The sequence below is a fragment of the Streptomyces sp. NPDC050508 genome (assembly GCF_040655155.1).
Taxonomy (GTDB): Bacteria; Actinomycetota; Actinomycetes; order Streptomycetales; family Streptomycetaceae; genus Streptomyces.
In genome coordinates, this window is the sequence record NZ_JBFAJJ010000005.1 from 291,191 (window position 1) to 304,806 (window position 13,616).

Consider the following 13,616-nt stretch of genomic DNA (forward strand, 5'->3'; position numbering starts at 1 on the left):
CCGTTTTGCCTGCCGAGCACCCGCTGGAAGTACTGAACCCCGCCACCGAGGAGGTCGTCGCCACCGTCCCGGCCGCCACCGCGGCCGACGTGGACGCCGCCGTCGTACGCGCCGCGCGGGCCCAGGCGAAGTGGGCGGCCCTTCCGCCCGCCGACCGGGCCCGGCTGCTGCGCCGCTTCGCGACCGCCGTCGACGAACACCTCGAAGAACTGGCCCAGTTGGAGGTGCGCGAGGCCGGACACACGGTCGGCAACGCCCGCTGGGAGGCCGGCAACGTCCGTGATCTGCTCGACTACGCGGCCGGGGGAGTGGAACGGCTGACCGGACGGCAGATCCCGGTCGCGGGCGGCCTCGACATCACGATCCTCGAACCGCTGGGCGTGGTGGGCGTGATCGCGCCCTGGAACTTCCCGATGCCGATCGCCGCCTGGGGCACCGCACCGGCGCTCGCGGCGGGCAACGCGGTCATCCTCAAGCCGGCCGAGACGACCCCGCTGACCGCGCTCCGGCTGGCCGAACTCGCCCTGGAGGCAGGCCTTCCCGAGAGCCTCTTCCAAGTGCTGCCCGGCCACGGCCCGGTCGCGGGCACCGCACTCGTCGAGCACCCGGGCGTCGCGAAGATCGTGTTCACTGGGTCAACGGCTGTAGGCAAACAGGTGTTGGCGAAGGGCTCGGCGCTCCTCAAGCGCGTCACCCTCGAACTCGGCGGCAAGAGCCCCAACATCGTCTTCGCCGACGCGGACATCGAAGCCGCCGCCGCTGCCGCCCCCATGTCCTTCCTCGACAACTCCGGCCAGGACTGCTGCGCCCGCACCCGCATCCTCGTCCAACGCAGCGTCTACGACCGCTTCTTGGAGCTGCTGGCCCCGGCTGTCGAGTCCGTCCGCGTCGGCGACCCGGCCGACGAGACGACGGACATGGGCCCGCTGATCTCCAAGGTCCAGTTGGAGAGGGTCCGTTCGTACGTCACGGACGACCTCGGCGGCATCCGCGGCAAGGCGCCCGAAGGCCCCGGCTTCTGGTTCCCGCCCACCGTCCTCACCGGCGTCGACCCGCACGCACGGGTGGCGGTCGAGGAGGTCTTCGGCCCGGTCGCCGTGGTGCTCCCCTTCGAGGACGAGGCGGAGGCGATCGGCCTGGCCAACGCCACCGACTACGGCCTCTCCGGCTCCATCTGGACCCGCGACGTCGGCCGCGCCCTGCGCGTCTCGGGGGCCGTCCGGGCCGGCAACCTGTCCGTCAACTCCCATTCCAGCGTCCGCTATTGGACCCCCTTCGGCGGCTTCAAGCAGTCGGGGATCGGCCGCGAACTGGGCCCGGACGCGCTCACCGCCTTCACCGAAACCAAGAACGTCTTCATCAGCACGGAGGGCCCCGCACAGTGACTGCTCAGGAGAACATCTGCCGCCGGCTCGTCGGCCGTACGGCCGTCATCACCGGAGCCGGCAGCGGCATCGGCCTCGCCACCGCGCGCCGGCTCGCCTCCGAGGGCGCGCACGTCGTCTGCGGCGACATCGACGAGACCCACGGCAAGGCGGCGGCCGACGAGGTCGGCGGGCTGTTCGTGAAGGTCGACGTCACCGACCCCGAGCAGGTCGAGGCGCTCTTCAAGACGGCCTTCGACACCTACGGCAGTGTCGACATCGCCTTCAACAACGCGGGCATCTCGCCGCCCGACGACGACTCCATCCTCGACACGGGACTGGAGGCGTGGAAGCGGGTCCAGGACGTCAACCTCACGTCCGTGTACCTGTGTTGCAAGGCCGCGATCCCGTACATGCGCCGCCAGGGCAAGGGCTCCATCATCAACACGGCGTCATTCGTGGCGCGGATGGGCGCGGCGACGTCGCAGATCTCCTACACGGCGTCCAAGGGCGGTGTCCTCGCCATGTCCCGTGAACTGGGCGTGCAGTTCGCCCGGGAGGGCATCCGCGTCAACGCACTGTGCCCGGGCCCGGTCAACACCCCGCTCCTGCAAGAACTGTTCGCCAAGGACCCCGAGCGCGCCGCGCGTCGCCTGGTGCACATCCCGGTCGGCCGCTTCGCCGAGGCGACCGAGATCGCCGCCGCCGTCGCCTTCCTGGCCAGCGACGACTCGTCGTTCGTCAACGCGGCGGACTTCCTGGTGGACGGCGGCATCTCGGGGGCGTACGTCACTCCGATGTAGGTCGTGAACCCCCGCCGGAGCGGGGGCAGTCGACCCCGTGAGTGCTCACAGGAAGGTCATGCCCTCGCCCCGGTAGGTCGGGACGGTGGCCGTCACCCGGTCGCCCTCGACCAGGTGCAACGCGTCGAACCGCTCGCACAGTTCACCCGCCTTGGCATGCCGGAACCACACCTTGTCGCCGATGAGCAGGTCGTCGGCGGGGGAGCCGAGCAGCGGCGTCTGCACCTCGCCGGGCCCCTCCTGGGGGTCGTAGCGCAGGCCCTCCGGGAGGTACGGCACCGGGAGCCGGTCGGGGCCGGGGGCGCCGGAGGCGGGGTAGCCGCCGCCGAGGACGGTGACGACGCCGACTCCCGGGCGCCGTACGACGGGCTGGGCGAAGAGCGCGGCCGGACGGCCGGTGAACGAGGTGTAGTTGTCGAAGAGACGCGGCACGTACAGTCCGGAACCGGCCGCGATCTCGGTCACGGAATCCTCGGCGGCGGTGTACTGCACGCTGCCGGTGCCGCCGCCGTTGACGAACTCCAGATCGGGCACAACTGCCCTTACCGCACGCACCACTTCCGCGCGCCGCTCGGCGAGTTCACGCTTGGCGGTGGCCTGCATCAGCCGGATGGCGCGCGAGCGGAACGGCCGCCCGGCCACCGAGTCTCCGACACCGGCGATGTGCCCCTCGTAGGCCATGATCCCTACGACCTTGAAGCCGGGGCGTTCGGACACCGTCCGTGCGATGTCGGCGAGTTGGGCGGGGGAGCGCAGCGGCGAACGGAGCGCTCCGATGCGGATCCGGCCGCCGAGCATCTGTAGCGAGGTGTCCAACTCCAGGCAGACGCGCACGACTTCAGTGCCGCCGTCGCGTGAGTCGTCGATGAGTTTGAGCTGTGCGGGGTCGTCGATCATGACGGTGACGGCGGAGGCGAGCTTGGGGTCGTTGGCCAGTTCACCGAAGGCGGCACGGTCGGCGGAGGGGTAGGCGAGGAGGACGTCGTCGAACCCGGAGCGGGCGAGCCAGAGGGACTCGGCGAGGGTGAAGGACATCAGGCCCGCGAAGCCGTCCCTGGCCAGGACGCGTTCGAGGAGGGTTCGGCAGCGGACGGACTTGCTGGCGACGCGGACCGGCTTGCCGCCGGCCCGGCGGACGATGTCGTCCGCGTTGGCATCGAAAGCGTCCAGGTCGACGATCGCGACGGGGGCGTCGAGGTGGGCGGTGGCCCGGTCGTAACGGGCCCGGTCGGCGGCGCGCGCAGTCATGAACGCAGCCTGCCAGACAGGATTACCGCAGGGTAGGGGGACGTTCCGGGCAGATGCCCCGGGGGCGTGGACTGGTTCCCGTTCGAGCGGGGGCAACCCGTAGAGTGACGCGCACGCACGGAGGAATCGCCGCCGGTCGTTCGACCGCGCCCGGGATGGCGGTCCGCCGCTGCGGGTATGCGTGCTCGGGACGACTTTGTTTTTGTGTCGTGCCGGGTGAGAGCGGGGTGGACGCCGGTCCGTATACGAGCAAGGGCAGGTGCACGCCGGCCCGCGTGCGAACAAACGGTGGCCCGGGTACGAGGAAACGGGGGGTGCATGAGCACGGAAGCGCGACGCGCCCCCGTACCGCCGCATCCCACGCCACCGTCCCATCCGGCGAACGCGACGCATCCCATGAACCCGGCGGAGCGACCGACGCCCGGCGACGCGGTGGACGCAACAGACGCAACAGGCGAGGACTTGGACCGACCGCATTCCGGCCACAGAGGATCTTCGGGGGGCGCTTCGGGGCCTGGTCCGACTCAGGATGCCCCGAGTACGCAGGGAGCGCAGGGGACACCGGGCGGGTCGGATACGTCGAGTGCGTCGAGCATGTGGAGCGCGCCAGGCATGCAGAGTGGGCCGACGAACGGTGGTTCGCAGAACCGGCACCCCGCTTCGGGCGCCGACACGAGCGGCCGACGTCCGACGGCAACGGATTCCGCCGTGCCGTCACGCGGGGCAGGCTCCGGTCCGGCGTCGGCCGAGAGCGGGAGCGACGGAAACGGTACGGCGCCCCGGGGCGGAGACAGGCCCGGTACGGGATGGTGGGACGGCGGCAACGCCAGGCGCACGGCTGCGCAGAGCAACGGGACGGACGCGCGCGCGGTGTCTCAGGGCAACGGGACGGATGCTCGAACTGTGCCTTCGGGTAACGGGACCGATGCCCGAACTGTGCCTCCGGGTAACGGGTTTGACGCGGGTGCCGTATCTCCGGGTTACGGCTCGGAGGCCCGCGGTGCGTTTGCGGGCAACGGTTTTGACGCACGTGCCGCTTCTCCAGGCCATGGCGCCGATGCCCGAACTGCGTCTGCGGGCAAAGGTTTTGACGCACGTGCCGCCTCTCCGGGCTACGGCGCTGAGGCCCGCGGCGTGCCTCCGACCGATACCCCTGACGCCCGCGGCGCGTCTCAGAACAACGGCTCCGACGCCCGCACCGCGTCCGGATCCGATTCCCCAGCCGCCGCACCGGCATTTGGCTCCTCCGACACCCCCGGGCCGCGTTTCCCCGGCCTTCGGCCTTTCTCGCCCCGTGTCACCGACCCCGTGAGCCCGCCCCCTCCACCGGCCTCGGCACGTTTCCCGGACACGCCGCCGGCGTCCGGCAGCGACTCGCACCGCGCGAACCCCGAAGCACCGGGTGCCGTACCGCCCCGGCCGCCCCACCGACCCACGGCGCCGACGGGGGGAAGCCAAGCACCGCAGGGGGCCAGGCCGGAGACGAGCGCCCCGCTCCGCCCGACCGCACCGGCAGGCTCGGACACCCCGTCCGGCCCGCCGCGTTCCGCTGCCCCACGGCGCCCTGCAGACGAGGCTCCACGCGAAGCCCCCGACCGGCCGCGCCAGGACTCCGCCCACCCGGCGACGCCTTCCGGCTCCGCTGTCCCGCCGCGCCCTGCGGGTGAGCCCCCGCGTCAGGCGTCGGAGCGGCTGCGCGAGGACTCTCGCGGTTCGGCGACGCCTCTCGGCTCTGCTGTCCCGCCGTGGCCCGCGGCCGAGGCTGCGCGTCGGCCGTCCGACCGGCTCCCTGAGGAGTCCCCCCGTCCAGCAACGCCTCCCGGCTCCGCCGTCCCGCCCCGCCCTGCGACCGAGCCCCCGCGTCAAGCGCCTGAGCGGTTGCGCCAGGACTCTGGCCGTCCGGCGACGTCTTCCGGCCCGGCTACTCCGCCCCGCCCCGCGGCCGAGGCCCCGCGTCAGCCGTCCGACCAGCTCCGCCAGGACACCGTCCGCTCCGCAACGCCTCCCGGCTCTGCCGTCCCGCCGCGCCCCGTGAGTGAGCCCCTGCGTGAGCCGTCCGACTGGCTCCGCGACGGGTCCCCCCGCTCGGCGACGCCCTCTGGCTCCGCCGTCCCGTCCCGCCCCGCGACCGAGCCCCCGCGTCAGCCGTCCGACCGGCTCCGCGAGGAGTCCCCCCGTCCGGCGACGCCTCCCCTCCCCGCCGACCCGCCCCGCCCCGCGACCGAGACTGAGACCGCGCCGACCCCTCAGCCGTCCGACCGGCAGCGCCACACCCCCGCCAGCCCGGCAACACCCCCGTCGCGGCCCGCCGACTCCACGCCCGGGTCGCCCTCGGAGTCCACCGCTCGGCCGGGGCCGGATGCCCCTTGGCGGGGTGAATCGTTCACGGATCCCACCGGTGGTGCGCCCACGCGTGGTGTGTGGTCGCCCTCCGCCGGCGGTGCGCCGTATCCCTCCTCCGGTGCCGCAACTGCCGGTCCCCGTCCTTCCGATGCTCCTCCGGCCGGACCTATCGCGTCCGGCCTGGGCCCCTCCGTTCCAGCCCCGCAGGGATCCGCTCCCAGCGCCCCGGTTCGCCCTGCCGGTGCTGACGGGGACGCTGGTGCCTGGGCATCTGCCGCTCCCAGTAGCCCAGTTCGGCCAACTGCCGATGACGCGGGCACCGGCGCTTGGTCAACGGCCGCTCCCAGTAGCCGTGTTCGCTCCACCCCCGATGATTCCGGCACCGGTGCCTGGTCAACGGCCGGCCCTAGTAGCCCAGTTCGCCCCGCCCCTGATGACTCCGACGCGCGCGCCTGGTCAACGACCGCTCCCAGTAGCCCAGTCCACCCCACCCCCGACGACACCGACACCCGCGCCTGGTCACCCGCCGCCCCCGGTACCCCTCTCCGCCCCGCCTCCGAACTGCCGCGCCCCGGGGGCGACTTGGGCCCCGACCCCGCTTTTTCCTGGAGTGCTCCTGTGAACCCCGGTGGTGGGCGGCCGGTTGTGTCGTTCGGGGAGCCCGAGGGGTACGACGAGCGAGTGCGGCCGCGGCCGTTGGGGGCGCGGATACGGTCCCGTACCGCTGCCGTCGCGGTCTGTGTCGTGCTCGGTCTCGGGCTCATCGGCGGTGCGGTGACCGGGAGTTGGCTCACGGGGGACGACGGGGCCGACGGCGGTGCGAGTGCCTTCGTGACCGCCGGGCAGTTGTGGCACAGCGTGCCCGTCGATCAGCTCTTCCCGCCCACCGTGCAGGGGCAGGGTGCCGGTCCCGGCGGCGCCGACCGGACCTGGACCCGGATCGCCGTGGCCCCGGACACCGGCTGTGCCAATGCCTTCGACCCCCTGCTGCGCGGAGTCCTCGCCCCGGTCGGCTGCCAGCGGCTCCTGCGCGCCACCTACACCGACGCCACCCAGAGCTACGTCACGACGGTCGGCCTCCTCTTCACCAAGGCCGACATCGCCGCGATGACCGCCCTGTCCACCCGGTTCAAGAACGAGAACCTCGGCAACCGGACCGACCTCATGCCCCGCCCGTACGCCGCCAAGGGCACCCTCGCCGCCGCCTTCGGCGACAAACAGCGGGCCTCCTGGACCATCTCCGTCCTCACCGACGCCCCCGTCGTCGTGTACGCCGTCTCCGGCTGGGCGGACGGCCGTACGGTCGACACGCCGGAGCCCGCCGGTGAAGCCGTCACCTCCGGTGGCACCACCGCCCCCGCCCAGTCGGGCCTGGGCAACGAGGCACAGGGGCTCGCCGACCGCGTCGAGCGGAGCCTGCGCAAGACCGTCGACTCGCCCTCGGGGAGATCGAAGACCTCGGAGGAGTCCTCATGAGCGTCGCGTTCCGCCGGGCCGGTCTGCTGAGCGTCGCGCTCGCCGCCTCTCTCGCCCTGGTCCCGCCCACCGTCGCGCACGCCGACGGCATACGCGCCCAGGAATGGGCTCTGGACGCCATGCACACCCAGGAGGCCTGGCAGACCACCAAGGGCAAGGGCATCACCGTCGCCGTCCTCGACACCGGCGTGGAGGCCGACCATCCCGACCTCACCGGCAACGTCCTCACCGGCAAGGACATGGTCGGCTTCGGGGCGAAGCCGGGCGACCGGTCCTGGGCCCGTCACGGCACCGCCATGGCCGGCATCATCGCGGGGCACGGACACGGTCCCGGCGACGACGACGGCGTCATCGGTATCGCCCCGGAGGCCAAGATCCTCCCCGTCCGCGTGATCCTCGAAGACGGCGACTCCGCCCGCGCCAAGGCCCGCACCACCCGCGGCAACGCCCTTGCGGACGGCATCCGTTGGGCCGCCGACCACGGCGCCGACGTCATCAACCTCTCCCTCGGCGACGACTCCGCCTCCGCGCACCCCGAGCCCGCCGAGGACGAGGCCGTGCAGTACGCCCTGAAGAAGGGCGTCGCCGTCGTCGCCTCGGCCGGCAACGGCGGCGAGAAGGGCGACCACGTCTCCTACCCGGCCGCCTACCCGGGCGTGATCGCCGCGACCGCCGTCGACCGCTTCGGCACCCGCGCCTCCTTCTCCACCCGCCGCTGGTACGCCACGGTCAGCGCCCCCGGAGTCAACGTCGTCATCGCCGACCCCGACCACAAGTACTACGAAGGGTGGGGGACCAGCGCCGCGTCCGCCTTCGTCTCGGGCGCGGTGGCGCTCATCAAGGCGGCCCACCCGGGGCTGACCCCGGCCCAGATCAAGAAGCTCCTCGAAGACACCGCCCGCAACCCCCCGGCCGGTGGCCGCGACGACTCCCGCGGCTTCGGCTTCATCGACCCCGCCGCCGCGATGAAGGCGGCCGCCGGTCTCAAGACGGAGAGCCTGCAGTCCGCCGCGTACGGCAAGAAGTACTTCGGCCCGGGTCCGGACGCCGCCAAGACAGACAGCGACACGTCGGACTGGGCGGGCCCCCTCGCGGGCAGCGTCGGCGGAGTCCTGCTCGTGGCGGCGGTCGTCCTGTGGCGCGGCCGACGAGGCCGACGCGAGCCGCACGAGGGCTTCTAGACCCCTGGGCAGACCTCCGGAGCAGGCAGGTACTCAGTCAGTGGCGGACGCGGAAGCCGATGCGGACGAGCCGTTCCCGCTCTCGGCGAACGCCGCGACCCCCGCCTTCGCCGCCGCCTCGATCAGCGAGATCCCCTTGCCCTGCGTCGTGCTGCCCTTCGACAGCACCGCGACCAGGTACTCGTGCCCGTCATTGGCCGTCACCCGCCCGACGCTGTTGACGTCCCACAGCCCGGTCGCACTCCGTGCCAGCCAGCCGTTCTTCAGCTTCCACTTCGAACCGTCCGCCGCGGCCGACACCCCCCACTGCTGGTCGGCCTCTATCTGCCCCATCAGCCCCTGGATGTACGACTTCGAGGCCGAGCTCAGCTTCGAGTCGTCCCCGAAGACCTGCTGGAGCAGGGCGAGTTGGTCGGCGGCCGTGGTCTGGGTCAGCCCCCACAGCATGTCGTCGCCGCCCGCGGTGCCCGTGAGCCCGAACGTCTTGTTCGCCGCGTCCAGCCCGCCGGCCTTGCCGATGATCCGCCACAGCGCCGACGCGGAGTCGTTGTCGCTGTTCTCGATCATCGTGGTGGCGTACGACTTCTCCGTCGCCGTCAGCTGCCGGCCCGCGTCCTGCGCCTGGAGCAGCAGTGTCGCCAGGATGTCGACCTTGACGATGCTCGCCGTGTCGAAGGCGGTGCCGCCGTACGTGGCGCTCTCGCCGGAGTCCACATCGAGCACGGCGACGGACACCTTCTGGTCGCCGGCCGGGGTCACCGCCTTCATGGCCTCGGCCAACAGCGCGTCGTAGTCGACCGTCGGCTGCGTCACAGGTTCCACCGATGCCTCCCCGCTCCCCGAGGCCGACGCCGACGCCGATGCCGACGGTGCCGTCGCCGACGATACGACGCCGGAGTGCGCCCGTGCCTTCACGTACACGGTTCCCGCCGCCGTAGCGCCCACGACGGCCACGGTGGCGAGGGCGGTACAGACGAACGGACGGCGTCGGGAGGGACGCGCGCGGTGGGCTCGGCGGGCGGCTCTGGAAGACTCCATGCCCGCGATGGTGGGGGCGTCGACTGTGCGAACCGTGAGACGAAAGTTAGAGGTGTGTCAACGGTGTCTGAGAAAGGTGTGAAGCCTGTGTCCGTCGCGTTTCCGGGCCCGCACAAGCCCAGCAACATCCCCCCGATAGGGTCGGTCACCGTGGCGAACAAGAACATTCCCGACTCCGGGTACTCCGACGACGACGGCACCGCCGACCCCCGGCTCAGCGTGGCGCTCGCCGTCTGGGCCGAGGACCGCACCGCCGTGGGCCCCGTGCTGGAGGCCCTCAAGGGGGCCCGGCTCCTCGTGCCCGTCGTAGCCGTGCTGGGCGAGGTGGAGGAGGACGAGAACGGGCTGCGCCGCGAGAAGACCAGCGACATGGCCGTCCCCACCCTGAAGGCCGGCGGTCGCACCGCGCTGCCCGCCTTCACGTCCACCGACTCGCTGGCCCGCTGGGACCCGGCGGCCCGCCCCGTGGCCGTACCGCTGCACCAGGCCCTGCAGGCCGCCGTGCACGAGAAGGCGGACACGATCGTGCTGGACCTGGCCGGTCCGGTGCCGTACGAACTGAGCGGTTCCGCGCTGCTCGCGGTGGCGGAGGGGCGCACGACCACCGATCCGCTCACCGACCCGGCGGTCGTCGAGGCGGTGCGGACCGCGGTCGCCGCCGAGCCCGCAGTGCTCCGCGCCCACCTCGGACCGGGGCAGGCCGACGGCACCCTCGCGCTTGTGCTGGACCCGGCCGCGCCCGCCGCCGAGGCCGCCCGCGCGGTGGCCCGGCGTCTCGCCGGCGACGAGACGCTGAGGGCCCGCCTGGTGCGCGGCCTCGACCTGGCGCTGCTGCCGGCCGGGGCGACGCCTCCGGGCGAGCCCTTGTACGTACGTATGGGGTGAGCGGCTAGCCGTAGATCGGGCCCGTGTACTTCTCGCCCGGGCCCTGGCCCGGCTCGTCGCGGACGAGGGACGCCTCGCGGAACGCCAGCTGGAGCGACTTCAGGCCGTCGCGCAGCGGGGCCGCGTGGAACGAGCTGATCTCGGTCGTGCTCGCGTCGAGGAGGCCGGCCAGGGCGGTGACCAGCTTGCGGGCCTCGTCCAGGTCCTTGTACTTGTCGCCCTCGTCGGTCAGGCCGAGCTTCACGGCGGCGGCGCTCATCAGGTTGACGGCGACCGTCACGATCACCTCGACCGCCGGGACCTCCGCGATGTCGCGGGCCATGGCGTCGAAGTCGGGGGCGTCAACATCGGGGGACTCGGAAGGCGTGTCACTCATGCCCCACACGATAGGGCCCGGTGTACGGCGGTTCGCACCACCCCCGGGGAGCTGCTAACCTTGTGTGATGACCGGCCAGGCACAGTTGTGCCCGGCCAACAAGTGGAGGCTCCGATCTCCCACCTGACTGTCCTCACGGACGGCGGGTCACCCCGGTCAGGCGGTCGCCATCGTTCCGTACGGACGATGGAGTCGCCCGAAAGCGCGCCCCGCGATCATCGCGGCGGTGCTCCGGCAGTGCTTTGGAGCCCCGTCTTGTGATCGTCCGGGGCATTTTTCGTGTTCCGGCGCGGTTAGGTCTGTCTACCAAAGACAAACGCGGCCGTCCGCCAGATGGCCGTGTGGTGCTAACCGAGGAGGATCCATCAGCACCGAGCCCCGTATCAACGACCGGATTCGCGTTCCCGAGGTGCGACTTGTCGGTCCGAGCGGCGAGCAGGTCGGGATTGTTCCGCTTGCCAAGGCCCTTGAGCTCGCGCAGGAGTACGACCTCGACCTGGTCGAGGTGGCGGCGAACGCACGTCCGCCGGTCTGCAAGCTCATGGACTACGGGAAGTTCAAGTACGAGTCGGCCATGAAGGCCCGTGAGGCGCGCAAGAACCAGGCGCACACGGTCATCAAGGAAATGAAGCTCCGGCCGAAGATCGACCCGCACGACTACGACACCAAAAAGGGTCACGTCGTTCGGTTCCTCAAGCAGGGCGACAAGGTCAAGATCACGATCATGTTCCGTGGTCGCGAGCAGTCCCGGCCCGAGTTGGGCTACCGACTGCTGCAGCGGCTCGCCTCGGACGTCGAGGACCTCGGGTTCATCGAGTCGAACCCGAAGCAGGACGGCCGAAACATGATCATGGTTCTCGGTCCGCACAAGAAGAAGACCGAGGCGATGGCCGAGGCCCGTGAGGCCCAGGCGGCCCGCAAGGCGGAAGCGAAGGCCAACCCGGGCAAGTCGCAGAACGCCGCGGAGTCCGAGTTCGACGACGAGAACATCGCCGACGTGGACCACGTCGACGAGGTCGAGACCGTCGAGGCCCCGGCCGAGGCTTCCGCCGACGCCTGATCCCCGGACGCCAGTCCAGGGACGTAACCGAAACAAGAGCGACGCTCCACCTGTGCCCGGTTTCACGACCGGGCACCGGAGCGCCACCGACGAGGAGATAACGGCGCTATGCCGAAGAACAAGTCGCACAGCGGTGCCAGCAAGCGCTTCAAGATCACCGGCTCCGGCAAGGTGCTCCGCGAGCGTGCCGGCAAGCGCCACCTGCTCGAACACAAGTCGTCCCGTGTGACGCGTCGCCTCACCGGCAACGCCGAGATGGCCCCGGGCGACGCCAAGAAGATCAAGAAGCTTCTCGGCAAGTGACGTACGCGGCGCTCGCGTTGAGCGCCGCACGTCTGGACCGGGACCCCATCGATTCCGGGCCGTGTGAGTCCCACCACGGCCCCGCTACAAGGAGTTAAACAAGTGGCACGCGTCAAGCGGGCAGTCAACGCCCACAAGAAGCGCCGGGCGATCCTCGAAGCCGCCTCCGGCTACCGCGGTCAGCGTTCGCGCCTGTACCGCAAGGCCAAGGAGCAGGTCACCCACTCGCTGGTCTACAACTACAACGACCGCAAGAAGCGCAAGGGCGACTTCCGTCGGCTGTGGATCCAGCGCATCAACGCCGCTGCCCGCGCCAACGGCATCACCTACAACCGCTTCATCCAGGGTCTGAACGCGGCGAACATCGAGGTCGACCGCAAGATCCTCGCGGAGCTGGCTGTCAACGACGCCGGTGCGTTTGCTGCGCTGGTCGAGGTTGCGCAGAAGGCGCTGCCGAGCGACGTCAACGCGCCGAAGGCCGCGTGACGCTGCGCCGGCTTTAGCGTGAGTTGAAGGACCCGCAGGTTTTTAGCCTGCGGGTCCTTTGCTGCTGGCCCCGGGCCGGTTCGTTGTCGGGTGCGGGTTCGTTGTGGCTGGTCGCGCAGTTCCCCGCGCTCCTAGGGAAATACGGTTGGCCTGAGATTTGAAGGTGAAGCAGAACATGTCCCCCGACCTCATTTCTCCTCGCTCTCCCCGCGTCTCTGCCGCTCGGCGGCTTGCTCGGCGGAACTTTCGGAGTAAGGAGCGGCTGTTTCTTGCCGAGGGGCCGCAGGCCGTGCGGGAGGCGGCGGGGTACAAGGACACGCTCGTCGAGTTGTTCGCGACCGTTGAAGCCGCGGAGCGGTACGCCGATATCGTCGGCGAGGCCCGTGACGCCGGTGCCCGGGTGTATCTCGCCGATGAGCAGGTCATTGCCGATATCTCGACGACCGTCACGCCGCAGGGGCTGGTCGGGGTCTGTCGGTTTCTCGACACTCCCTTCGAGGAGATCCTGCGTGCTCGGCCCAAGCTTGTCGCCGTGCTGGCGAACGTGCGGGACCCCGGGAACGCCGGCACCGTTCTGCGCTGTGCCGATGCCGCCGGTGCCGAGGCCGTCGTGCTGACCGATGCATCTGTGGATCTGTACAACCCGAAGGCCGTACGGGCCTCCGTGGGGTCTCTGTTTCATCTGCCCGTCGCTGTCGGGGTGCCCGTCGAGCAGGCTGTGGCCGGGCTCAAGGGGATCGGGGTGCGGATTCTCGCCGCCGACGGGGCCGGGACCGACGACCTCGACGACGAGCTGGACCAGGGGACCATGGGCGGGCCCACCGCCTGGGTGTTCGGGAACGAGGCGTGGGGGCTTCCGGAGGAGACCCGCGTACTCGCGGACGCCGTCGTGCGGGTTCCGATCCACGGGAAGGCCGAAAGCCTGAACCTGGCCACCGCCGCCGCCGTATGTCTGTATGCGTCAGCCCGTGCACAGCGCGCCTCCGGAGGGTGCCGCTCCGTCACCGACAGCTAGTAGGGTGACCAGCTCGGGGGCCACCTGCGCCGTATGAG

General features: G+C 71.2%; 12 protein-coding genes. 9 read left to right on the plus strand and 3 right to left on the minus strand.

The genetic code is table 11. The features are described 5' to 3' along the window. The first annotated feature begins 5 nt into the window (after positions 1–5). Positions 6–1,385 (plus strand): aldehyde dehydrogenase family protein, encoded by a 1,380-nt coding sequence (locus AB0I69_RS16830; RefSeq protein WP_363096396.1) that lies wholly within the window; start codon positions 6–8, stop codon positions 1,383–1,385. After that, on the plus strand, positions 1,382–2,167 hold the full coding sequence (locus AB0I69_RS16835; RefSeq protein ID WP_363096397.1) for a 3-oxoacyl-ACP reductase: 786 nt from the start codon (positions 1,382–1,384) through the stop codon (positions 2,165–2,167). The genes AB0I69_RS16830 and AB0I69_RS16835 overlap by 4 nt, the downstream gene beginning before the upstream one ends. A gap of 45 nt (positions 2,168–2,212) precedes the next feature. Here the strand turns inward: AB0I69_RS16835 and AB0I69_RS16840 are convergent, their stop codons facing one another. After that, positions 2,213–3,415: an amino acid deaminase/aldolase gene (locus AB0I69_RS16840; protein ID WP_363096398.1), complete on the minus strand. Its 1,203-nt coding sequence runs from the start codon at positions 3,413–3,415 to the stop codon at positions 2,213–2,215. A gap of 2,988 nt (positions 3,416–6,403) precedes the next feature. On the opposite strand from AB0I69_RS16840, the gene AB0I69_RS16845 reads away from it, so the two are divergent. Then, positions 6,404–7,234, plus strand: coding sequence for a hypothetical protein (locus AB0I69_RS16845; protein ID WP_363096399.1), 831 nt, complete (start codon positions 6,404–6,406; stop codon positions 7,232–7,234). Then, positions 7,231–8,415 (plus strand): type VII secretion-associated serine protease mycosin, encoded by a 1,185-nt coding sequence (mycP, locus tag AB0I69_RS16850; protein ID WP_363096400.1) that lies wholly within the window; start codon positions 7,231–7,233, stop codon positions 8,413–8,415. Before AB0I69_RS16845 ends, mycP begins: the two co-directional genes overlap by 4 nt. A 33-nt stretch (positions 8,416–8,448) precedes the next feature. Here mycP and AB0I69_RS16855 read toward each other — a convergent pair whose 3' ends face one another. Next, positions 8,449–9,453 (minus strand): serine hydrolase, encoded by a 1,005-nt coding sequence (locus tag AB0I69_RS16855; RefSeq protein ID WP_363096401.1) that lies wholly within the window; start codon positions 9,451–9,453, stop codon positions 8,449–8,451. A gap of 150 nt (positions 9,454–9,603) precedes the next feature. On the opposite strand from AB0I69_RS16855, the gene AB0I69_RS16860 reads away from it, so the two are divergent. Beyond that, on the plus strand, positions 9,604–10,338 hold the full coding sequence (locus AB0I69_RS16860; RefSeq protein ID WP_363096402.1) for an SseB family protein: 735 nt from the start codon (positions 9,604–9,606) through the stop codon (positions 10,336–10,338). Between the two features lie 4 nt (positions 10,339–10,342). On the opposite strand, the gene AB0I69_RS16865 is transcribed toward AB0I69_RS16860, so the two are convergent. Further along, positions 10,343–10,714, minus strand: a complete 372-nt coding sequence (locus AB0I69_RS16865) for a DUF1844 domain-containing protein (protein ID WP_363096403.1) — start codon at positions 10,712–10,714, stop codon at positions 10,343–10,345. A gap of 364 nt (positions 10,715–11,078) precedes the next feature. On the opposite strand from AB0I69_RS16865, the gene infC reads away from it, so the two are divergent. From infC to AB0I69_RS16885, 4 genes are all read left to right on the plus strand, one after another. Continuing rightward, positions 11,079–11,774 carry a translation initiation factor IF-3 gene (gene infC / locus AB0I69_RS16870; RefSeq protein ID WP_363096656.1) on the plus strand — a complete coding sequence of 232 codons (696 nt, stop codon included), beginning with the start codon at positions 11,079–11,081 and terminating at the stop codon, positions 11,772–11,774. Between the two features lie 108 nt (positions 11,775–11,882). Continuing rightward, positions 11,883–12,077 (plus strand): 50S ribosomal protein L35, encoded by a 195-nt coding sequence (gene rpmI / locus AB0I69_RS16875; RefSeq protein WP_019065473.1) that lies wholly within the window; start codon positions 11,883–11,885, stop codon positions 12,075–12,077. Positions 12,078–12,179: 102 nt separating this feature from the next. Continuing rightward, entirely contained in the window at positions 12,180–12,563 is a 384-nt protein-coding gene (gene rplT / locus AB0I69_RS16880; RefSeq protein WP_019066261.1) for a 50S ribosomal protein L20, read from the plus strand. 175 nt (positions 12,564–12,738) lie between these two features. Continuing rightward, positions 12,739–13,578 (plus strand): RNA methyltransferase, encoded by an 840-nt coding sequence (locus AB0I69_RS16885; protein WP_363096657.1) that lies wholly within the window; start codon positions 12,739–12,741, stop codon positions 13,576–13,578. The last annotated feature ends 38 nt before the right edge of the window (positions 13,579–13,616 follow it).